The following is a 21,647-nucleotide window of genomic DNA, read 5'->3' on the forward strand; positions in this document are numbered from 1 at the left end:
GGGCCAATATTCTTCTGAACCCATGCTGATTTCAGCACTCCATTTTTCTTTCGACCTTTACGGAGATATCCGACATGAAAATCGATTTGACCGGCAAGACTGCTCTGGTAACGGGTTCGACGTTGGGTATCGGTTACGCCATCGCCAAGGGGCTGGCTGAGGCGGGAGCCGAGGTGATCGTCAATGGGCGCAAACAGCAAGCGGTCGATGCGGCCGTCACTCGGCTGGAAAGTGAAGTGCCAGGTGCGCGGTTGCGGGGGGTTGCCACGGATGTGGGCACCGCCGAGGGTTGCGAAACCCTGATCAAGGCTGTGCCGCAGCTCGACATCCTGATCAACAACGTCGGCATCTATGGCCCGCAGGATTTCTTCGACACTCCGGACGAGGTCTGGCAGCGCTTCTTCGACGTTAACGTAATGTCCGGCGTGCGTCTGTCTCGTGCTTATGCTGATGACATGGTCAAGCGCGGCTGGGGTCGCATCGTGTTTATCTCGTCCGAGTCGGCGTTGAATATCCCGGCCGACATGATCCATTACGGGTTCACCAAGACCTCCAACCTGTCGATCTCCCGCGGTCTGGCCAAACGTCTGGCAGGCACAGGCGTCACCGTCAACGCCGTACTGCCTGGCCCTACCCTGTCCGAAGGCGTGGCCGAGATGTTGAAAGAGGAAGTGGAGAAAACCGGCAAATCGCTGGAAGAGTGCGCTGCAGATTTCGTCATGGAGCATCGCCCGAGTTCCATCATTCAGCGTGCGGCAACCATTGATGAAGTGGCGAACATGGTGGTGTATGTGTCGTCGAAACAGGCATCGGCCACCAGTGGCGCGGCGTTGCGGGTCGATGGTGGCGTTGTCGATACCATCGCCTGATACAGAATGGGCGGCGATCAGCCCTTGCGAGTTAGATCGCCGCCGGAGCCGTTACGGTAGCAGCGAGTACACCAGCGCTGAAATCGAGATCAGACCGATCACCACCACAAACACGTTCGACAATTTGCCCGCGTACTGACGCATGGCCGGCACCTTGCGCACGGCGTACATCGGCATCAGAAACAGCAATGCCGCGATGACCGGTCCACCCAGGGTTTCGATCATGCCGAGGATGCTCGGGTTGAGCGTCGCCACCAGCCAGCAGACCACTAACATGAAGCCTGCGGTCAGCCGATCCAGCGCGCGTGGCGACGGACGACGGCCGCTCTTGATTACCAGCCCCTTGAGGCCCTCGCTTGCGCCGATATAGTGACCCAGGAACGACTTGGTAATGGCCACGAACGCAATCAGCGGCGCTGCGAACGCGATGGTCGGATTGCTGAAATGGTTGGCGAGGTAGGACAGGATCGACAGGTTCTGCGCCTTCGCCTCCGCCAGTTGGTCGGGGGACAGGGTCAGCACGCAACTGAAGACGAAGAACAGCACCATGACCACCATCAGGCCGTGAGCGCGAGCCAGAATCTGCGAGCTGCGCTGTTCGGCGTGTTCACCGTACTGACGTTTCTGGTCGACCGCGAAGGCGGAAATGATCGGCGAGTGGTTGAACGAGAACACCATCACCGGAATCGCCAGCCACAGGGTATGCAGCAGAGCCGAAGGCGCGGGCACGCTGGTCGCCGTGGTCAGAATGCCGCCGGTCCAGTGCGGGATCAGGAATACCGCCAGAAACAACAGGGCGACGATGAACGGATACACCATCAGGCTCATGGCCTTGACGATGATCCGCTCGCCACAGCGCACCACGGCCAGCAGGCCGAGAATCAGCACGAACGCGAGTACCGCCCGTGGTGGCGGCTGAACATGCAGCTGATGTTCGAGGAAACTGCCGACGGTGTTGGTCAGCGCCACGCTGTAGATCAGCAGGATCGGGAACACAGCAAAGAAATATAGCAGGGTGATCAGTGCACCGGCTTTCTTGCCGAAATGCTGTTCGACCACCTCGGTGATGTCGGCGCCTTCACGACCGGACAGCACAAAGCGGGTCAGACCGCGGTGTGCGTAGAAGGTCATGGGAAACGCCAGCAGTGCCAGAATCAGCAAGGGCCAGAAACCACCGATGCCTGCATTTATCGGCAGGAACAGAGTGCCTGCGCCGATGGCGGTGCCAAACAACCCGAGCATCCAGGTGGTGTCGTGGCGGTGCCATTTAGTCATGCTCGTCGTCGCGCTCGCGCTCGCGGACGCGGACGCGGCGTCGATGCGTTGCTCGACGCTGTTGGCCTGATCATTCATCCGGTCGATTTCTCCGTTGCCGGTGATAGCTACAAGGTCAAAAGCGCGTCGAAAAGCTCGGCAGTCAGCGCCCCTGACCAGTTCTCTACAAGGAAAGGGGCGCGATTGTCCTGGATTAGGCAGCAGAATCAAAGGGTTGTCGGAGGGATGGTCGTTGTTTCAGAGTTTTCTGACGAATGAGCGCGACAAGATTACGCAGTCGCAGGCGTTTGCTTTTACAGGGTTGCGTTCACAGGAGCCGTAGCCGCACGGCTCGCCAGCGGTGACGTCCATGACATCGCTACCGCCGGCAAGCTGCGCTGCCAAGGGGACTTCAGGCCTCGACCCGCCGCAACGGCATGCTCAACTCCACTCTTAACCCGTCGCTGCGACTGTCGAACTTCAATGTGCAAGCGCAGCGCTGGACGATGGCCTGCACGATTGCCAGGCCCAATCCTGCGCCGGGGCTTTTGCCGTTGCGCCAGAAGCGCTGGGTCAATTTATCCAGATCCGGTTCGGGAATCCCGGGGCCATAATCGCGCACTCTAAAATGCGCCTGACCGTCGAAGGTCTCCAAACTCAACTCCACTCGCGCGCCGGCCTGAGTGTGGCGTAGGGCGTTGTCCAGCAAGTTGCGCAATGCCGCCACTGCCAGCGCCGCCGGCATTTCCACCGCCGCCGTGGATAACTGCGACGGCAGAATCAGCTCTATACGCTCGTCGTCACCATGATTGGCGTCGTGAATCGCCAGTCTCGCGACCTTCTCGGCATCGCACTGCACACCATCATCGAACGACAGGCTGCCCTCGACTCGCGCCAGCAGCAGCAATTGCTCCAGCGTACGGTGCATGCGATCGGCGCCCTCCTCCGCGTGGGCCAGCGCCTTGTCGCGCTTATCGCCTTCGGTCATGCGCGCCACTTGCAGATGAGTCTTGATGGCCGTCAGCGGGCTGCGCAACTCATGGGCGGCGTCACCCGTGAGCCTGCGTTCGCGTTCGAGGGTTTGAGCGATGCGCTGGAACAGTTGATTCTGGCTTTTGAGTAACGGCTGCAATTCGCTGGGCAGATTGGGGACGTCGAGCGGCTCAACCGAATCGGCACTGTGCCGGTTCAATGCATCGCGCATCCGATTGAGCGGCGCCAGCCCTCGACCAATCCCGAACCAGACCAGAATCAGGCTGCCGAACAATGCCACCAATACCGGCAGCGACGCGGCGAGCAATACCGAGTGGCCCAACACATCTCGTTCGATCTGCCGGTCTGCGGTGCTCACGCGTACATTGCCGTGCATCATCGTGTACACCCGCCAGTGTTCGCCATTGATCATCTGGTCGACGAAGCCGCTGGAATCCGCCTTCAACGGCTCTGCTGGCGAGCTTTCGGTACGCGCCAGCACTTGCCCGCGCAGGGAACTGAGTTGACAGGCCATGCCATTTGGAATGCTCAGCTCACCGGCGTGGAGGGTCTTACCGTCGCCGTCGGTGGGCATCTGCATCTGTTCCAGCAACCCGGCCACCATGCGCGCCGACGCTTCCAGACGCTGGTCGAGGGATTCCATCATCTGCATGCGCAGGTCGCGCAACATCCAGGCAGCCGCGAGCACCCAGATCACGATGAACGCCGAGCCTAATATCAGGCTCAGGCGCGTTCTGAGGCTCATCATCCGTGTTGCTCCAGATCGCCCGCAGGCCCCAACCGGTAGCCAAGGCCGCGCACGGTTTCGATGATGCCGCCCCCAAGTTTGCGCCGCAGGTGGTGAATGTGAACATTAAGGGCATTGCTCTCGACCTCGTCGGTGAAACCGTAGACGCAGTCCTTGAGTTGCTCGCTGGACAGCACTCGGCCGCTGTTGTTGAGCAGGGCCTGCAGCAACGCCTGCTCGCGGCGTGACAAGTCCACCGGCTGCCCTGCCAGACGGGTTTCCCGGCTGCTGGGGTCATACGTCAGCAGGCCGTGTTCGATGACGTTGACACTGCGCCCGGCCATGCGTCGAACCAGTGTGTGCAGCCGCGCGCTCAACTCACGCAGGTCGAAGGGTTTGAGCAGGTAATCATCGGCGCCAGCCTGCAAACCATCGACGCGATCAGTGACCGTGTCGCGAGCGGTCAGGATCAGCACGGGAATGTCTATGCCCTGCTGACGCAGCTGGCGCAATAGCTTGAGACCGTCTTCGTCGGGCAGCCCCAAATCCAGGATCATCACATCGAAATGCGCCGCCAGGAGCATCGCCCGCGCAGCCGATGCAGTGGCCACACGGTCCACGGTCAGGCCTTGAGCGTCCAGTCCGGCGATGATGCCGCTGGCAATCAAATCGTCATCTTCACAGAGCAATACGTGCATGGGCGGCCTCGAAAAAAAGGCGAGTGAAACAGGTGGGTGTTAAGGGCGGATTATGCACGATCCACGCTTCGTGCATTTCAAGACCTTGGATTCTGGCGGGCGGGTGCAGGGGCTGGGGGCTTGCCCAGCGACCCGCGCGCTTAAGTCAATCTTCACGTTAATCAGCTCTTAATCACTGCCCGTCACCCTCGCCGCATTGATGATCGGCTGGGGTTGGGCATGCGTAGGCTGTGGGTTCTGTTGCTTCTTTTGTTTCCGCTGTGGGCGCAGGCGCTGCCGGGTGGGGATCTGTTCAAGAAGCCTGATTTTTTGCCCGTGGGACAGGCGTTCATGTTCAGTTCGGAGCGTCTGGGTTCGGGTGAAACGCGTTTGTACTGGCAAATCGCCGATGGCTACTATCTGTATCAGAAGCGCCTGAAGTTCGATGGCCTGAGCGCCGATCAGCAACCCACCCTTCCCGCCGGGGTTGAGCACAACGACGAGTACTTCGGTCAGCAACAGGTGTATCGCCAGGGTCTGGAACTGGTGATTCCCGCCTCCGCCAGCGGACAGGTCAAGGTGGGCTGGCAAGGCTGCGCCGACGCCGGTCTGTGTTATCCACCGCAAAGCCAGACAGTCGATCTGGGCGGGGGCAACGCAACGGTCATCGACGGCCAGGCACCTGATCAGGCGCTGGCCAGCACCCTACAACAGCGCTCTCTAGGCTGGAGCCTGCTTATTTTCTTCGGCTTGGGTCTGCTGCTGGCATTCACTCCCTGCTCGTTGCCGATGCTGCCGATCCTCGCGGGGGTGGTGGTCGGCACCGGCGCCCGACCACGGCGCGGCTTCGCGCTGGCCAGCGTTTACGTGCTGAGCATGGCGGTGATCTATGCAGGGCTGGGTGTCGTCGCTGCGCTGCTGGGTGCCAACCTGCAATCGACGCTGCAGCAACCCTGGCTGTTGGGCAGCTTCGCGGGCCTGTTTGTCATCCTCTCGCTGCCGATGTTCGGTTTCTTTGAACTGCAATTGCCGGGCTTCGTGCGTGACCGTCTGGAAAACGCCGGGCGTCAGCGTCAAGGCGGCAGTCTGCTGGGCGCCGGGGTACTCGGCGCGTTATCGGGACTGATGGTCGGTCCCTGCATGACGGCACCGTTGGCCGGCGCGCTGCTATACATCGCGCAGAGCGGCAACGCTGTACACGGCGCACTGGTACTGTTCGTCATGGGGCTGGGCATCGGCCTGCCGCTATTGCTGGTGGTGACGGTCGGCAACCGTTTCCTGCCGAAACCAGGCACGTGGATGGATCTCGTCAAAGGCATTTTCGGCTTTGTGCTGCTGGGCACGGCGCTGATCATGGTTCGGCCGCTGCTGCCTGAAAGCCTGTGGCTTGCACTGTTCGGCGCCCTGCTGCTGGTCGTCGCCTTCAGCACCGTAGTACAGACCCGAGCATTGCAACGTGCTTCGCCAATTTGCGTGCCGGCTGGCCTGGTTCTCGGTTTGTGGGGCGTGATGATGCTGGTCGGCGCAGCTGGCGGCGCGGACGACCCCTGGCAGCCATTGAAAATATACAGTGGGTCGAGCTCAGAGGTCGGCAGCGAGCGCCGCGACGCGTTCATCACGCTCAAGGATCCTGCCGCCCTGGAGCGGGAGCTGGCTGCAGCGAAAGCCGATAGCCAGTGGGTTTTGCTGGATTACTACGCTGACTGGTGCGTCTCCTGCAAGATCATGGAAAAGACCGTTTTCGGTAAGAGCGATGTGATTCAAGCGTTGAATGGCGTGCGTCTGCTGCGCCTGGACGTGACCGCCGACAATGAGGCCAGTCGCGAACTGCTCAAGCGTTACGAAGTACCCGGACCACCGACCCTGCTGTGGCTCGGCCCCGATGGCAGCGAACGCCGTGAGCGGCGCATCACTGGCGAAGTCGATGACAAGGCGTTCGTCGAGCAGTGGCAGGCCACACGGGAGCATGGCTGATGCTGAGCTTCTCCGTCGGCCCGTTCGTGCTGGCGATCAATCATGTACTGCTGCTCGCCGCCCTTGCGCTGGCCACGCTGGTGGGCTGGATCATTGGGCGTCGGCAAAAAATCAACCCCGAGCGCTCGTTATTTGGCCTGTTCGTGCTCGGGCTGATGATCGCCAGGCTGGCCTTCGCGATTGCCTACTGGGAGCAATATCAAGCCAATCCGCTGAGCGTCATCGACATCCGCGACGGCGGTTTTCTGGTTTGGCCCGGGGTCATCGCGATTTTGATCGGCACCGTTCTGCGCGGCTGGAAACGTCCGGCGTTGCGCGCATCGCTGGGCATGGGCGTTGCGAGCGGTCTGCTGTTCTGGTGGCTGGCTGGCATGGTGCTGAACGCCCACCATGAAAAATCGCGCCTGCCGGACCTGACACTTTTCAATGCCGCCGGCGAGCCCGTTCCACTGCGCGGCTATCAACACAAAAAGCTGGTGGTCAATCTCTGGGCAACCTGGTGCCCGCCCTGCCGGCGCGAAATGCCGGTCATGCAGTCGGCTCAACAGGCCAACCCCGATGTGCTGTTCCTGTTCGTCAATCAGGCAGAAAGTCCCGCTGAGGTAGCGACTTTCCTCGCCAGCCAAGGTCTGCATCTGGACAACGTCTTGTTTGACAGCGGCGGTGAACTGGCGCGGCAGGTCGGATCAGCCGCGCTGCCGACCACCCTTTTCTATAACCCCGACGGACGCATGTCGGGGAGTCACATGGGCGAATTGTCCAGTGCCAGCCTCGAGCACTATCTGGACAAAATCAGCCAGGATGACTTCAGCGAACCGGCGACGCCCTCCGGCTCAAGGCACTCTACTTCAAGGAGCACTCAATGAGATTCATGCGACCTTCCATCCTGGGCGCCATCGGCCTGCTCACCTTGCAGAGCGCACTGCTGCAGGCCGATGAGTTGCCAGCTCCGATCAAGGCACTGGAGGCCAAAGGAGCAACTATCAAGGGAACGTTCGATGCGCCCGGCGGGCTGAAGGGCTACGCGGCCGAATTTCAGAAACAGGCAATGGCGTTGTACCTGACGTCCGATGGCAAGCACGTGCTGGCCGGCAATCTGTTTGATGAAAAGGGCGAAGACCTGAGCGAAGCGCCGTTGCAGAAGCTGGTGTTCGAGCCCATGACCAAGGAAATGTGGAGTCAGATGGAGAGCAGCACCTGGATCGCTGACGGCGCCCAGACTGCGCCCAAAGTCATCTATCTGTTCAGCGACGCCAACTGTCCGTACTGCAACATGTTCTGGGAACAGGCCCGGCCTTGGGTCAAATCGGGCAAGGTGCAGCTGCGTCACATCATGGTCGGCGTGATTCGCGAGGACAGCGCTGCCAAGGCCGCCACGCTGCTGGCCGACGCCAATCCCGAAGTCGCCCTGCAAAAGCATGAGCAAGCGGGCAAGAGCAGCACGCTCAAGGCCATGTCCAGCATTCCCAAGGACATCCAGGCCAAGCTCGATGCCAACATGAAGCTGATGGAAGACATGGGCCTGTCGGCGACACCCTCGATTTTCTACAAGGATGAGAATGGCCACCTGCAGCAACAGCAGGGCGCGCCGCGGCCCGAGGTGCTGGCGAAGATGATGGGGCCGAAATAAACGTAACCGTAGGATACTAAAAGCCCGCTCCAGTACAATCGGATCCACTTCAGCTCAGCGCAAGGAAACAGGTTTTGGTGGATCAGGAGCGGCAGCGTGTTCTCGGCATTCTCGATTACTGGCACAAAATCGAGTTTTTCATACCCTTCGGCCTGGATCAGCGCATCGGCGACAAAGAAAACTGGCAGACCCGCACGTTATCAATGGAGCTGCTTTCTCAGTCATTCGATGATGGCTGGAGAACCTTCAACCCGCCTCGTCAGATGAGGATCACCGGCTATAACCTCTACGTCGGGGTGTTCGACAGATCCACTATTTCGTCGGTCTGTGAACGACATCTGTCCGCTGCTCACGAGAACACCTCGTTCAATATCTTCGAAGAAGATGAGCGCACCGATCTAGAAGGCGAAACCTGCTTTGCCAAGATCAGCCTCAGTGACCAAGGCATTCCTCAGCTAGAGAATGTCTCTGTGTCGACGGTGCCTTGGGCGCTGGGCACTTTGGCGCAAAAAGGACTGAGCGCCCTGGCGTTTGACAGGTTTGAAGCAGCGAAGAAAGACCTTCAGCTGCGCCTCAAGAACTTCCTTACCGATCGCAAGCACAATACCGATTTGTCACTGAGTGCGACGGAATTGCTGCGTCTGCGTGAAATCCTCTGCGACTGGGCAGGGTTCAGGCCAGATGATAAACAACCTGTGGCAGTGCTCGAAGTCATTGCCCACGAACCCGCACCGGGCAAAGCGAAAGCACCGAGTGGCTCCGTTGCATCCGCCGACTTGATGCAAGGAACTTCGATTGATGAACCGGTTCCGCTGCCGGACCAGGAGACTGATCCAGAAGAAGAGATCGAACCTGAAATCGATATCCTGAACAGCTTCTACATCCAGGACATCGAACGAACGATCAACAGCGTGCGCAATGGGCATCTACCGGAAACGCTACGCCAGTACCTGACGCCTCGGGACGCATCCGAAAGAATCGATCTGTTCAGTGAGCAAGGCCGAGAAGCCATCTTCAAGCTATTGCGGCCCGAATACATGAACACTGGCCATTGGTTGGCAGATCCTGAGCATGCCATGAGCCAACGGCAGCAATTTGCAATCAATGCAATGCTCCATCAGTTGGATGACTGCGGCATCTTCTCCGTCAATGGGCCGCCCGGCACGGGAAAAACGACGCTGCTTCGCGATTTGTTCGCTGAAAACATCGTGCGACGAGCGCGCGTGCTCTCCAAGCTACGTACAGCAAAAGATGCCTTCAAGAAAGGCGTGGTTCCGGTCAGCTTTCTTGCAAGTTCGGAAAAAACTCACATACGCCCGTTGATCGATGAATTGACCGGTTTTGAGATGGTGGTGGCCTCTTCCAACAACGCCGCCGTCGAAAATATTTCTGTCGACCTGCCCAAGCGCAAAGAACTGGGTCAGGACTGGAAAAGCTTTTCGTATCTCCAGCCAGTCGCTCATAACCTTGCCCTTACGGTGGAAAAGGAAAAGATCCGGTCGCCTTCAGATGACGACATGCCTTGGGGCCTGATCAGTTGTGCGTTGGGCAACTCGCGCAATCGGAAAAGATTCTGCGAGCGCACCATCTTCGAGTCATTTGAAACGCCAAACCCTGAACAGCCTGCGAATCTCTGGCAATGGCTGAAAAACCCATCCGGTCCAAGCTTCGAGCACGCCGCGGCTGAATTTCGTAAAGCAGATGCCGAAGTCAGCCAGGCAATCAATGCTCGCAGTCGGCTGGTTGAGCTCGCAATCCTTTTCTCACAATCAGATCAGCAGCATTTCCAGCTCGAGCAACAGAATGCGCGGGATGAGGCGCAACGCGTGCTGACCGCTGCTGACCAAGCCATTACCGACACGCAGACGACCCTGGTCACTTATCACACCGATCTCGATGAGCTCCGAGAAGATGAACGTCTGATCGATCGCAAGCGCCCAGGATGGATTGCACGGCTATTTAATGCGGCCTCGGCGAAGGCCTATAACGCCGAAAAAATTGCCAATGCCAACCAGCAGCAAAGCGTGCGCGAGCAGATCTCAGCACTGAAATCCCGCGTGTCGGGCCTGAAGACCGACCTTGTGAATCGCACCGCTGATTTGGCCACCGCGCAACGACTGCTGGAGAGCAGACAGACCCAATGGCTGGACTTGAGGACAGAATGGGACGGCCTCATCACAGAAATAGGCGCGCCGGTTCTGCCAGAACAATTGATCCAGTTGGAAGAGGCTCATTTTCAGATACAGGGGCTCTGGCACGATGCGGCCATGATCACCTTGAGGTCCGGCTTACTCGCGGCCGCGCTGAACTTGCAACAAGCCTGGCTTGCTGAAACTGGCAAAAAGGGTGGCGGTTTTGGCGGAAATATCTTTGCGATCACCCAGCTGCTGCTGAACCAGAAGCCTGAGAACGAAGATCATGTGCTGCCAATCTGGCAAAGCCTGTTCATGATCGTCCCTGTGGTCTCGACAACCTTCGCTTCCTTCGCCAACCAGTTCCGGGGGATGGGCCCGGGTTCCCTGGGTTGGCTCTATATAGATGAAGCCGGTCAGGCAGTACCGCAGGCCGCTGTCGGCGGTCTGTGGCGTGCGAAACGAGCCGTGATTGTGGGCGATCCATTGCAGATCGAACCGGTGTTCACCCTCCCGGCTCGGCTGATCACCGCTTTGAGTCAGCTCACCAGTCACACGACCGATGAGCAGTACGCGCCACATCGGGTTTCGGTACAGAGCCTCGCCGACCGCGCGAACGTTTATGGCTCTCATGCTGAAGGGGAAGACGATACGCTGCGTTGGATCGGCAGCCCATTACGGGTGCACCGGCGTTGCCTGGAGCCGATGTTCAGCCTGTCCAATACCATTGCCTACGCGGACAAGATGGTCTTTGGGCTGCCCAAGCGACACGCCGCGAATACTTCCCCCGTACACTGCGACAGCTGCTGGATCGACATCGGCGGTCGTACGGAGCACAAACAGGTCGTGCCCAAACAGATCGATTTCATGGTGCACGTTCTGAAACACCTCTATCAGCGCGACGAAGAGTTGCCTCCTGTGTTCGTGATTTCACCTTTCAAGGCGATCCGTAAGGAGTTGCAAAACAGGCTTCGCCACGCGGACTGGAGCGGCGCAGGACAATTCAAAGACCTGCCTGCCAGCAAACTGAAAGCCTGGTTGAAGCACCATATCGGGACAGTGCATACGTTCCAGGGCAGAGAGCAGGACACCGTGTTCATGGTGCTGGGAGTGGACGCTGAAAATCAGGGGGCCGCCCAGTGGGCATCCTCCAAACCCAATCTGCTGAATGTGGCGCTGACCCGCGCCAAACGGCGTTTCTACATGGTCGGTGATTACGAACTCTGGAGCTCCTTGCGTTATTTCAACGCCACCAAGTCACCAGCAAACCTGCTTCCGCGACGGTCAGCGCAAGCGTTTCTGACGACGGTATCGCCAGACAGCACCCGCGTCACATGAGCGGGTGGACATTGGCCAGGCGTTGTCTTGTTGGGTGACGCCTGTGACCTTCCGAGCAATGGAAACCCGCCTGAAAAAGTGAATACTGCATCGGCATGTCATACGTGTAAAAATGTCGACCACCATTTCAAGAGCCAAGTCGGGAGGCTCGTTCAATGCGTTACGCCGAAGATCACAAGGCCCAAACCCATCAGCGCATCCTTCAGGAAGCCGCCGCGCGCTTTCGTCGTGACGGTATCGGCGCAACCGGTCTGCAGCCGCTGATGAAAGCATTGGGCCTGACCCACGGTGGTTTTTATGCCCATTTCAAGTCCAAGGATGACTTGGTAGAAAAAGCCCTGCGCTGCGCAGTGGACCAGTTGGATGAGTCAAGGGCTGCAAAGCTGTCCGCTGACGATTCGGCTGCGGCCTTCATTGATATGTATCTGGCGCCCGAGCACCGTAACGAGCCAGAAAAGGGCTGCCCTCTGCCGACCATGTCCTCGGAGTTGGGCCAGCGCGGCCAGCCCAGCGAAATCACCGACGAGTTGATCAACCGGATGCTCTCCACCCTGGAGGCTGGCATTTCCGGGCAACACGCCAGTGACAAGAGCGTGATGATCATGTCCGGTCTTGTGGGTGCGCTGACGCTCGCCCGCAGTGCCAAAGACCCACAACTGGCCGAACGCATCCTGCAAACCACGCGCGACCAGCTCAAGCAGCAAATCGCCGAAGCCTGATGCAAAAAGCCCCTGCCGTCACCGACAGGGGTGATTGTATGCCTCAGGATTGCCAGCGTCGGAACAGCACGCTGGCGTTCACTCCGCCGAAGCCAAAGCCGTTCGATAACGCGTATTCGATCTTCATCGGCCGTGCCTTGCCGCGAACGATATCAATACCTTGCGCCGCTTCGTCAGGGTTCTCCAGATTGAGCGTCATCGGCGCGATCTGATCCCGGATGGCCAAGGCCGTGAAAATCGCTTCAATGCCTCCTGCGGCGCCCAGCAGGTGCCCGGTCGCTGATTTGGTCGAGGTCACCGCGACGCTGTTCTGATCGCCGAAAACAGTTTTTATCGCTGCCATCTCTCCTTTGTCGCCCACCGGAGTCGAGGTCGCATGCGCGTTGAGATGTTGAATATCCGCAGGGTTGATACCCGCCTGACGGATCGCCGCCTGCATGGCGCGTCGAGCACCGCTGCCGTCTTCCGGCCCTGCGGTGAGGTGATAGGCGTCGGCGCTGGTGCCGTATCCCACCAGCTCGACGATGGGTTTGGCACCCCGCGCTAGCGCGTGTTCGAGGGTTTCGATGACCACGATGCCAGCGCCCTCGCCCATGACGAAACCGTCGCGATCACGATCGAACGGGCGAGACGCGCGCTCAGGCGTCTCGTTGAACCCGCTGGATAATGCACGCGCCGCAGCGAAACCGCCCAGTGCGACTCGGTCTATACAAGCCTCGGCACCGCCGCAGATGGCAACATCCGCCTCACCTGCAACGATCATCCTCGCGGCATCACCAATGGCCTGCACGCCCGCCGCACACGCGGTGACCGGTGCGCCGAGCGGACCTTTGAAACCATGCTGGATCGACACGTGCCCCGCCGCCAGGTTGACCAGGAACGAGGGAATGGTGAACGGCGACAGCCGACGCGGACCGCGTGAATCCGTGGTCCGCACCGCATCGGCGATGGAGACGAAACCACCAACCCCAGAGCCGATGATCGTCGCAGTGCGCTCACGCTCTTCATCGGTCGACGGCGTCCAGCCTGCCTGCGCCACGGCCTGCTGGGCAGCCGCCAGAGCGAACAGGATGAAACGGTCCATCTTCTTCTGTTCTTTTGGCGGCGCCGCAGCATCGGCATCAAACCCGGCTTCGGAATCATCGGCCAGCAGCGGCACGGTTCCGCCCACCTTGCCTGGCAGATCAGCCACCGTTTCGTCGGGCAACCTCACGATGCCGGAGCGCCCTTCGAGCAAGCGGCGCCAGACTGCTTCGACACCGGTGCCCAATGGCGTAACCAGCCCCATCCCCGTGACTACGATGCGACGTTCGCTCATGCGTTCACCTTTTCAGATTTCAGGACGTTTTCAGGCGCGACTCAGGCGCCTGACGTTTTGTATCGCGCGGCCGCGTGCTGCAGCGAAAGGTTCGGACCCAGTGCCAGACGTGCGTTGACAAAGGCATCCCAGTCTGCGGCATTGGACAGCGACGGAATGGTCACAAGTTCCTTCTGATCGAAGCCGGCCAGCGCCGCGTCGACCATCTCGTTCACGTCCATCACCATCTCCGGCGGAAAGGCATTGAGGTCCATGCCCGCGCGCGCCCAGATCTCGGTACGGGTTGCGCCGGGCATCACCGCCTGGACCTGAACGCCCTTCTCGCCTATCTCGGCATTCAGCGACTGGGTCAGGCTCAATACGTAAGCCTTGCTTGCGGTATACACCGCGTTGAAACGCTCAGGAATCATCGGCACCACTGACGCAATATTCACCATCGCGCCACGACCACGGACAACGAAGCCGGCCGCAGCCGCTGAAGCCAGGTGGGTCAGTGCGACGATATTCAGCTGAATGAGGCGATCTACTTCATCCAGATCCGCCTCGGCCAGCGAGCTGTTGGATGCAACCCCTGCGTTGTTCAGCAACAGAGTGATCGAGGCATCGTTGCGCAAGCGCTGCTCCACGGTGCGAATGTCCGCGGCAAGGGTCAGATCGGCCTTCAGGACTTCGACCTTGGCCGAGGTTTTGGTGCGCAGGTCTGTAGCCAGCGTCTCAAGCCGCGTTTGATCGCGCGCTACCAGCAACAGATCGAAACCGCGTCTGGCCAGACGATCCGCATAGGTCGCGCCGATGCCTGAAGAGGCGCCGGTGATCAGGGCTGTACCTTGACTGGTAGTGCTCATGGGTATTTCTCCGTGGACGTTGAGAGTAGCAACTGGATTATATTACGAACGTAATTTTATAAATTATATGATGATCGACATTTTACATGTCAAGTCCTCGATTTCGTGCCCATCCCGCCAGTCACATCATGCGCGCCCAAAAAAAAGACCGATCAATGATCGGTCTTTGTGACGCCATGAGTCGTTCAATCAATCGCGAGCCTATCGCGGTTCTTGTCCAGCAACGCCTTGCCAATCCCTTTGACTTCAATCAATTCGTCAATAGAGCTAAACGCACCGTTTTCGTCACGATAGGCGACGATCGCCCCCGCTTTTGCCGCGCCGATACCCGACAGCTCCTTTTGCAGGGTTTCCGCGCTGGCGGTATTCAGATTGACTTTGGCGCTCTGCACGGCAGGCGCGATGGCCGTCGGGGCGGCTGGAGAAGCGTCGCCGGTTGTCGCTGGTGCGGCATTGATCGCAACGGAGGTGCTGGCCAGCAGGCCGAAGATAAGGGACGACAGGTAGGAAATACGCATGATTAACGCTCCATGACATCGTGAGTTGGGAAGCAGCATTCCTGAGCTGCTTCCCAAACCTAGACGATGATCACCGGGGGTCAACGCGGGGATAGGTGACGGGATGTGTAACACGCGCCAGGCTACGAAATACGGGGCCTTGCGCGGGGTTGCTGTGCTACTCCACTACGTAAGCGCAGGTTTCAGACTCAGGGTTCGTGGCGTCGTTGCTGATGTATCCAGTCCACGATCTCACCTTCCGGGGCGTAACCGCTGACCGTATCGCTCAATATCTGGCGAACCTTGGCATAGTCATCATCATCCAGCGCCTTGAGCAGCAGCGACAGGCTTTGCTTGAAGATGTCCCACGACAGGTGATCTTCCTGGGCGCTCATGATCATCGGATGGCTGGTCACCGCTACGTTGTCGCCGATCAGCAACTCTTCAAAGAGCTTTTCGCCGGGCCGCAGCCCCGTGAACTCAATGGAAATGTCGCCGTGCGGATTCTTCTCCGAGCGAATGCTCAAACCTGAGAGATGAACCATCTTCTCGGCCAGTTCGATGATTCTGACCGGCTCACCCATGTCGAGCACGAATACATCGCCGCCCTGCCCCATGGAGCCTGCCTGGATGACCAGCTGCGCAGCTTCCGGGATAGTCATGAAGTAGCGAGTGATCTTGGGGTGCGTCACCGTCAGCGGCCCGCCGGATTTGATCTGCTGATGGAACAGCGGTATCACCGAGCCTGAAGAGCCGAGCACGTTACCAAACCGGACCATGATGAATCGAGTCTTGTTGACCTGATGCACATTGGCGCGATCACCGAACATCACCGGCGCCGTCTCCCGGCTGAGCGCCTGAAGAATCAGCTCGGCCAGACGCTTGGTGCTGCCCATGATATTGGTCGGCCGGACCGCCTTGTCGGTGGAAATCAGCACGAAGTTGGCGACGCCCGCCTGTAACGCCGCCTGGGCCGCATTCAATGTACCGACCACGTTGTTGATCACGCCTTCGGCGATGTTGTGCTCAACCATCGGCACATGTTTGTAGGCGGCGGCGTGATAAACCGTGGCGACCTGCCAGGTTTTCATGACGTCCAGCAGTTTGGAGTGGTTGCGCACGGAACCCAGAATCGGCAGCACCTTGACCTGCAGCGATTCCCGGGCGATCCGTTGCTCCAGCTCGGAAAGGATGGTGTAAAGGTTGAACTCGCTATGGTCCAGCAACAACAACGTGGTGGGCTTGAGCAGGACGATCTGTCGACACAGCTCCGAGCCGATCGAACCGCCGGCGCCAGTCACCAGCACACATTGGTTCTTGATACAGTGCTCCATCAACTCTTCCTGCGCCGGGACCGCGTCGCGGCCCAACAGGTCGGCGATGTCCACTTCCTGCAGATCGTCTACTTTTACCCGCCCTGCAGCCAGATCGGAAAAATTCGGCACGCTGCGCACGTGAAGCGGAAAGCCCTCCAGAAACCCGAGGATTTCCCGGCGACGGGCTCTGGCCGAGGACGGAATCGCCAAAAGAATTTCCTGAGCGCCCGTTACATCGATCATCTGCTGGATGTGCTTGGGTTTGTAGACCTGCAAACCGGAAATCACTCGGTTGGAAATCGAATCATCGTCGTCGATAAAGGCGACAGGTCGCATCGAACGTCCCATTCGCAATGCCGCTACCAACTGGTTGCCGGCAGCGCCCGCGCCATAAATCGCAACCTTGGGAAGGCCGTCGTCCCGGGTAGCAAACGGCACATGACGTGCGGCGGAAAACCAGTCGCCGAGGAAATATTGGCGCATCGCCAGGCGCAGCCCGCCGATCATCACCAGGCTCAGCCACCAGTAATTAAACATTACCGAACGCGGTACGACGTGCTGATGATTGCTGTAGAGGTATACAACGACGCCCAGAATAAGAGCGGAAAGGCTCACTGCCTTGATGATCGCCACCAATGCGTCGTTGCCGAAATAACGCATCACCGCGCGATACATACCGATCCGGATAAACAAGGGAATGGCAATGACGGGGGCGCTGATGAACAGCCAGGTGTGGGTTTCGATCGGATTGATGAGGTCGTCGATGCCAAGGCGGACCAGGAAGGCCATCCACAGCGCGAACCAGACCAGACAAACGTCTGTACTGACCTGAATTATTCGCTTTTGCCGACGCGGCAACGCCAGCAACATAGCGCGCAACTTTTCCATGCATCCCTCTAGCACGAATTCAATCTCCTATCGACCTGAACACGGACGTTTGATTCCGGCCGTATCCAAGAATTACTCCCCATCCAGCGGCAGCCGGGCCATTCAGTTTCTTTCAAGCTCTCCGGCCCTGAAGCCAAACGCCAGAATCACCAGCGGAATGTAGGCAACGATAACGCCGACCGCACCATCAAGACCAAACTGCGTGACAGCAATAGCGACCGGCAAAAGCCAGAACAGGTTGATTGCACCGACTGCGGACGTCACAGGAAGGTGCTTGCCATATCTGCGCGAGGCAAATTGGTATGCATGGCTTCTGTGAGCCTCATAGATCTTGTCTCCTCGAACGAGGCGACGGATGAGGGTAACTGTAGCGTCTACGATGAAAACCCCGAGAAGAATAAGCCATGCCATGAGTAACTGCGAGGAAATCCACGCCGCTTGCAGCGACAAAACCCCGAGAACGATGCCCAGGAAGCCGCTGCCGGCGTCTCCCATGAAAATTTTCGCGGGGGGAAAGTTCCAGACCAGGAAGCCGATAACGGCGGTGGCCAGCAGCAAAGGCTGCCAGATCAGCTCGAAATGACCGTCCAGCACGTAGATCAGAGCAACGCTCACACAAACGCAGACTGCCTCTACGCTGGCAATACCATCGATGCCATCCATGAAATTGTAGAGATTGAGCAGCCACACCAGATAGACCGCCGTCAGCGCATGTCCCAGCCAGCCAATGTCCAGTGTTCCGCCAAACAGCGTGATCGGTGGTAGGCCACCCAACCAGAACAACGCCCAGACAGCCGACAGAAAATGGCCCAAAAGACGCCAGCGCGCCGCGACATGACCATGATCGTCAAGAAAACCAAGGGCTGCGATGGCGAGGCCCGCGCCACCCATGGCCAAAAATACCGGCAGGGCCAGTGCACCGTCACCGAACAATAAGGTCAGTGCGGCGAGATAGCTCACGACGATCGCTACTCCACCCCCGCGCGGGGTCGGGACTGTATGAGAGCTCCTGCCGTTGGGAATATCCAGCAGGCTCTTATGTAGCGCGTACCGTCGAAGCCAGTAAGTCAAAGCAAAAGAAAAACCGATTACCGCAACCGCCAACCACCAATGATTCATTTGTGTTCCGTTATAAAAATGGTCGGCTGTCGTTCTTCAGCTACCGGATGTCACGCAAAGGAATGGTTCAGCCGTGGTCTCGAGTGCCTGTACTGAAGACCACGGCAACGTTTGAATCAGCCGGCTTTGAGCAGCTGTTCGATTTCCTTGACCTTTGCCTCGACCAGTTGCGGATCGCGACGGCTCTCCACGTTCAGTCGCAGCAGAGGCTCGGTGTTCGAACCACGCAAATTGAAACGCCACTCAGGAAATTCAAGGCTGATGCCATCCGTTTTATCGATATTCGAACAAATCGGCGTGTAATGCTCCAGCACTTTGCTCAGAACCGTCTTGACGTCGTCGACCTTGTAATTGATTTCACCGCTGCAAGGGTAAGCCGCCATGCGCTCGTCGACCAGTTGGGAGAACGATTTGCCGGAGACCGACATCAGCGCCGTAACGAGTAGCCATGGGATCATGCCGCTGTCGCAGTAGGCGAAATCGCGGAAATAATGGTGCGCGCTCATTTCGCCACCATATACCGCATCTTCCTTGCGCATGCGCTCCTTGATGAAGGCATGGCCGGTCTTGCATAGCACCGGCGTACCGCCTGCCAGATTCACTTGATCGATGGTGTTCCACGTCAGGCGCGGGTCATGAATGATCTTCGAGCCGGGGTGTTGCTTGAGCAGCATTTCCGCCAGCAGCCCGACCAGGTAATAACCTTCGACGAAGCGACCTTTTTCATCGAAGAAGAAGCATCGGTCGAAGTCGCCGTCCCATGCGAGACCAAGGTCACACTGGTGTTTGATCAACGCATCACGGGTGATGTTGCGATTTTCGGGAAGCAGAGGGTTAGGTACGCCATTGGGGAAGTTCCCATCCGGTTCGGCGTTGATGATGACCCACTCGAATGGCAACTGGGACTTGATCGCCTCCAGGGCCGGGCCGACCGCGCCGTTACCTGGATCAGCAAGGATTTTCAAAGGCCGCAGTTTCGCACCCTCGACATAACCCAGCAGGTGTTTGATGTAGGCAGACTTGTCCGGTGCAGATTTGATGCTACCCGGCTGCGAGCTGACAGTGCCAAAATCGCCAGCATCCACACGCTGGCGAATGGCGTCGAGCCCGGTGTCCCCACTGATCGGGCGCGATTCGCGCTGGACCAGTTTCATGCCGTTATACCCTTTCGGATTATGACTGGCCGTGACCATCACTCCGCCGTCGGCGACGTAGTGGCTGGTGGCAAAATACACTTCCTCGGTTCCGCACAAGCCTATGTCGATCACGTCCGCGCCGGCGTCCAGGATACCTTGGGTCAATGCCTGGGCCAGGGCTGGGCTTTCGAGACGCATGTCTCTGCCGACCACGATATTTTTGGCACCCAGTTCCACCACCATGGAGCGCCCAATCCGATAGGCGATATCGGAGTCCAGATCATTAGGGACCTGACCACGAATATCGTAGGCTTTGAAGCAACGGGTCTGAATAACGGGATAGTCGGGATTCATGTGTAAAAACCTATGCGACGAAAAAACCCGAAGGTTCCTCTGTTCAGTATGAAGCAGCCACCTTTGCGACTGCACGCTACCCTCGCGCATAACAGCTTGAGGCGTGGGTTAGGCAGTAAAAATCAGGTTTTGTTAATCGCTGCGGCGTAATTATCTTCGAAACGCCAAAAGTCGTCCTGACAGATTTGATAGTGCCAGCAAATGTCATCAAAAAGATATTTAGCAAACTATTGATAGCTGAACGAGAAAACGACGCTCGCAGTTAGCTCACGGGAGTGGCGCTGCCGAGCGGAAATGGCGCTCCAGCACTTGCCGGGCTCGTTGTTTGCCTGCGGCTCACCGCGCAGCCGCCGACTTTCGCAGATGCTGTCAGATAGCTGGTAAGCATGGTCCAGGCGACCGGCCGGTGTCGACGCGGATTCAGCGGTGAAGGTTTTGCGAGAGTTTTTTCAGAAGCATTCACACGTACATTTCCTGACAGGAAATGCAAGCCATCTGCCGCAGGAGGCACTTGCAGAAGGCCCATTGCGCGGGCCTTGGCGCAAATCCCCGCGCGGTCACAGGCCGCGACACTCAGGCCAGACGCGATGACTTTGGCTTTCTGCGAAGCCGTGCTACCCACGCCAGGAAAGGACCAATCAGCATCCCAACCAACAGTGCCAGGATCACCGGAAACGCTACCGAGAGTTCGGGCGCAGACCAGCCAAAAAATACCAACGCCACCGGCTGCTGGTTTTCGAGCGTGAAGACCACCGTCGCTACTACGATCAGCAGCACGATGACAAAAAATATCAGACGTTTAAGATTCCGCATCGAGTACTCCTCTAACGGCTATTGGAGCTCGTGCTCTTCCTCTTCATTCACCCGGTCACGCAGTTCTTTGCCGGGTTTGAAGTGGGGGACGAATTTGCCGTCGAGACTGACGGATTGTCCGGTTTTAGGGTTGCGACCCACGCGAGGCGCGCGATAATGCAGGGAGAAGCTGCCAAAGCCCCGTATTTCAATACGGTCGCCTGTGGCAAGGCATTGCGACATCTGCTCAAGCATGGTCTTGATGGCTAGCTCCACATCTTTGGAAGAGAGCAGTCCTTGATGGGTGACAATTCGTTCGATCAACTCCGACTTCGTCATATTTTTCCCTTCTTTTTCAAGCAGCTAGGTAAAGCGCTTCGAAGGTTTTAGCATGACCTGAGGTATTTGAACAGCCCATGTTTCTACTTCTGTGAATACTATTTTTAGGCAACCGGCCATTATTGCGCACAGCCCTTGTCAGTCGGGGGCTGGAGCGAGAGGCCATTACGGCACCTGGGACCTATACGTTTAACGAGAAAAACCAACGCGCACAAAAAAGGGCGACCGAAGTCGCCCTTTTTCAATGGTCAGACAGAACTCAGTTCTGTTTTTCCATTTGAGCACGCAACAGGTCACCCAGAGTGGTAGGACCAGTGTTCTCAGCGGTTTCAGGCTTGCTACGCAGGCTCTGAATCGCTTCTTTCTCGTCTTCAACGTCCTTCGACTTGATGGACAAGCTGATCACGCGGCTCTTACGGTCAACGCTGATGATCTTGGCTTCGATCTCTTCGCCTTCTTTCAGAACGTTACGCGCGTCTTCAACGCGGTCACGGCTGATTTCGGAAGCTTTCAGAGTGGCTTCGATGTCGTCGGCCAGGGTGATGATGGCGCCTTTGGCGTCAACTTCTTTTACAACACCCTTAACGATTGCGCCCTTGTCGTTCGCTTGAACGTACTCGGAGAACGGATCGCTTTCCAGCTGTTTGATGCCCAGCGAGATGCGCTCACGCTCTGGATCAACAGACAGGATGACGGTGTCCAGCTCGTCGCCCTTCTTGAAGCGACGTAC

The 21,647-nt window shown here is 58.3% G+C and carries 18 protein-coding genes; 6 read left to right on the forward strand and 12 right to left on the reverse strand.

The window, feature by feature from the left end; translation table 11 throughout:
• Positions 1–74 precede the first annotated feature (74 nt).
• On the forward strand, positions 75–869 hold the full coding sequence (locus tag ACRER8_RS14575; protein WP_431746946.1) for an SDR family NAD(P)-dependent oxidoreductase: 795 nt from the start codon (positions 75–77) through the stop codon (positions 867–869).
• A 51-nt stretch (positions 870–920) separates the two neighbouring features.
• Here the strand turns inward: ACRER8_RS14575 and ACRER8_RS14580 are convergent, their stop codons facing one another.
• The 3 genes from ACRER8_RS14580 to ACRER8_RS14590 form a co-directional block, all read right to left on the reverse strand.
• Positions 921–2,222: a serine/threonine transporter gene (locus ACRER8_RS14580; RefSeq protein ID WP_431746947.1), complete on the reverse strand. Its 1,302-nt coding sequence runs from the start codon at positions 2,220–2,222 to the stop codon at positions 921–923.
• Positions 2,223–2,535: 313 nt separating this feature from the next.
• Positions 2,536–3,864 (reverse strand): ATP-binding protein, encoded by a 1,329-nt coding sequence (locus ACRER8_RS14585; RefSeq protein WP_431746948.1) that lies wholly within the window; start codon positions 3,862–3,864, stop codon positions 2,536–2,538.
• Positions 3,861–4,541 (reverse strand): response regulator, encoded by a 681-nt coding sequence (locus ACRER8_RS14590; RefSeq protein ID WP_431746949.1) that lies wholly within the window; start codon positions 4,539–4,541, stop codon positions 3,861–3,863. Before ACRER8_RS14590 ends, ACRER8_RS14585 begins: the two co-directional genes overlap by 4 nt.
• A 219-nt stretch (positions 4,542–4,760) precedes the next feature.
• On the opposite strand from ACRER8_RS14590, the gene dsbD reads away from it, so the two are divergent.
• The 5 genes from dsbD (at position 4,761) to ACRER8_RS14615 (ending at position 12,313) form a co-directional block, all read left to right on the forward strand.
• Positions 4,761–6,494, forward strand: coding sequence for a protein-disulfide reductase DsbD (dsbD, locus tag ACRER8_RS14595; protein WP_431746950.1), 1,734 nt, complete (start codon positions 4,761–4,763; stop codon positions 6,492–6,494).
• Positions 6,494–7,360 (forward strand): prolipoprotein diacylglyceryl transferase family protein, encoded by an 867-nt coding sequence (locus tag ACRER8_RS14600; protein ID WP_431746951.1) that lies wholly within the window; start codon positions 6,494–6,496, stop codon positions 7,358–7,360. Before dsbD ends, ACRER8_RS14600 begins: the two co-directional genes overlap by 1 nt.
• Complete coding sequence (dsbG, locus tag ACRER8_RS14605; RefSeq protein WP_431746952.1) at positions 7,357–8,124, forward strand: thiol:disulfide interchange protein DsbG; 768 nt, start codon at positions 7,357–7,359, stop codon at positions 8,122–8,124. Before ACRER8_RS14600 ends, dsbG begins: the two co-directional genes overlap by 4 nt.
• A 77-nt stretch (positions 8,125–8,201) precedes the next feature.
• Positions 8,202–11,594 carry an AAA domain-containing protein gene (locus ACRER8_RS14610; protein WP_431746964.1) on the forward strand — a complete coding sequence of 1,131 codons (3,393 nt, stop codon included), beginning with the start codon at positions 8,202–8,204 and terminating at the stop codon, positions 11,592–11,594.
• 155 nt (positions 11,595–11,749) lie between these two features.
• The gene (locus tag ACRER8_RS14615; RefSeq protein ID WP_431746953.1) at positions 11,750–12,313 is read left to right on the forward strand and encodes a TetR/AcrR family transcriptional regulator; all 564 of its coding nucleotides are present in this window, start codon (positions 11,750–11,752) and stop codon (positions 12,311–12,313) included.
• Between the two features lie 43 nt (positions 12,314–12,356).
• Here the strand turns inward: ACRER8_RS14615 and fabF are convergent, their stop codons facing one another.
• The 9 genes from fabF to ACRER8_RS14660 all read right to left on the reverse strand — a co-directional run.
• Positions 12,357–13,631, reverse strand: a complete 1,275-nt coding sequence (gene fabF, locus ACRER8_RS14620) for a beta-ketoacyl-ACP synthase II (RefSeq protein WP_431746954.1) — start codon at positions 13,629–13,631, stop codon at positions 12,357–12,359.
• A gap of 41 nt (positions 13,632–13,672) precedes the next feature.
• Positions 13,673–14,476 (reverse strand): SDR family NAD(P)-dependent oxidoreductase, encoded by an 804-nt coding sequence (locus ACRER8_RS14625; RefSeq protein ID WP_431746955.1) that lies wholly within the window; start codon positions 14,474–14,476, stop codon positions 13,673–13,675.
• 185 nt (positions 14,477–14,661) lie between these two features.
• Positions 14,662–14,994 carry a ComEA family DNA-binding protein gene (locus tag ACRER8_RS14630; RefSeq protein ID WP_431746956.1) on the reverse strand — a complete coding sequence of 111 codons (333 nt, stop codon included), beginning with the start codon at positions 14,992–14,994 and terminating at the stop codon, positions 14,662–14,664.
• Positions 14,995–15,182: 188 nt separating this feature from the next.
• Positions 15,183–17,177 (reverse strand): polysaccharide biosynthesis protein, encoded by a 1,995-nt coding sequence (locus ACRER8_RS14635; RefSeq protein ID WP_431746957.1) that lies wholly within the window; start codon positions 17,175–17,177, stop codon positions 15,183–15,185.
• 102 nt (positions 17,178–17,279) lie between these two features.
• Complete coding sequence (locus ACRER8_RS14640; RefSeq protein WP_431746958.1) at positions 17,280–18,296, reverse strand: MraY family glycosyltransferase; 1,017 nt, start codon at positions 18,294–18,296, stop codon at positions 17,280–17,282.
• A 116-nt stretch (positions 18,297–18,412) separates the two neighbouring features.
• A complete protein-coding gene (locus ACRER8_RS14645; protein ID WP_431746959.1) occupies positions 18,413–19,786 on the reverse strand; it encodes a phosphomannomutase in 1,374 nt (457 codons plus the stop codon).
• Positions 19,787–20,359: 573 nt separating this feature from the next.
• Positions 20,360–20,599: a lipopolysaccharide assembly protein LapA domain-containing protein gene (locus ACRER8_RS14650; RefSeq protein WP_431746960.1), complete on the reverse strand. Its 240-nt coding sequence runs from the start codon at positions 20,597–20,599 to the stop codon at positions 20,360–20,362.
• An 18-nt stretch (positions 20,600–20,617) separates the two neighbouring features.
• Positions 20,618–20,917 (reverse strand): integration host factor subunit beta, encoded by a 300-nt coding sequence (gene ihfB, locus ACRER8_RS14655; protein WP_037011901.1) that lies wholly within the window; start codon positions 20,915–20,917, stop codon positions 20,618–20,620.
• 259 nt (positions 20,918–21,176) lie between these two features.
• Positions 21,177–21,647 (reverse strand): S1 RNA-binding domain-containing protein (locus ACRER8_RS14660; protein WP_431746961.1); only part of this gene is annotated, 471 nt, incomplete at its 5' end.

The organism is Pseudomonas sp., assembly GCF_050739935.1.
Taxonomy (GTDB): Bacteria; Pseudomonadota; Gammaproteobacteria; order Pseudomonadales; family Pseudomonadaceae; genus Aquipseudomonas.

Coding starts and splice junctions, on each gene's coding strand:
- ACRER8_RS14575 (WP_431746946.1), top strand. CDS start 75: ATGAAAATCGATTTGACCGGCAAGACTGCTCTGGTAACGGGTTCGACG.
- ACRER8_RS14580 (WP_431746947.1), bottom strand. CDS start 2,222: ATGAATGATCAGGCCAACAGCGTCGAGCAACGCATCGACGCCGCGTCC.
- ACRER8_RS14585 (WP_431746948.1), bottom strand. CDS start 3,864: ATGATGAGCCTCAGAACGCGCCTGAGCCTGATATTAGGCTCGGCGTTC.
- ACRER8_RS14590 (WP_431746949.1), bottom strand. CDS start 4,541: ATGCACGTATTGCTCTGTGAAGATGACGATTTGATTGCCAGCGGCATC.
- dsbD (WP_431746950.1), top strand. CDS start 4,761: ATGCGTAGGCTGTGGGTTCTGTTGCTTCTTTTGTTTCCGCTGTGGGCG.
- ACRER8_RS14600 (WP_431746951.1), top strand. CDS start 6,494: ATGCTGAGCTTCTCCGTCGGCCCGTTCGTGCTGGCGATCAATCATGTA.
- dsbG (WP_431746952.1), top strand. CDS start 7,357: ATGAGATTCATGCGACCTTCCATCCTGGGCGCCATCGGCCTGCTCACC.
- ACRER8_RS14615 (WP_431746953.1), top strand. CDS start 11,750: ATGCGTTACGCCGAAGATCACAAGGCCCAAACCCATCAGCGCATCCTT.
- fabF (WP_431746954.1), bottom strand. CDS start 13,631: ATGAGCGAACGTCGCATCGTAGTCACGGGGATGGGGCTGGTTACGCCA.
- ACRER8_RS14625 (WP_431746955.1), bottom strand. CDS start 14,476: ATGAGCACTACCAGTCAAGGTACAGCCCTGATCACCGGCGCCTCTTCA.
- ACRER8_RS14630 (WP_431746956.1), bottom strand. CDS start 14,994: ATGCGTATTTCCTACCTGTCGTCCCTTATCTTCGGCCTGCTGGCCAGC.
- ACRER8_RS14635 (WP_431746957.1), bottom strand. CDS start 17,177: ATGGAAAAGTTGCGCGCTATGTTGCTGGCGTTGCCGCGTCGGCAAAAG.
- ACRER8_RS14640 (WP_431746958.1), bottom strand. CDS start 18,296: ATGAATCATTGGTGGTTGGCGGTTGCGGTAATCGGTTTTTCTTTTGCT.
- ACRER8_RS14645 (WP_431746959.1), bottom strand. CDS start 19,786: ATGAATCCCGACTATCCCGTTATTCAGACCCGTTGCTTCAAAGCCTAC.
- ACRER8_RS14650 (WP_431746960.1), bottom strand. CDS start 20,599: ATGCGGAATCTTAAACGTCTGATATTTTTTGTCATCGTGCTGCTGATC.
- ihfB (WP_037011901.1), bottom strand. CDS start 20,917: ATGACGAAGTCGGAGTTGATCGAACGAATTGTCACCCATCAAGGACTG.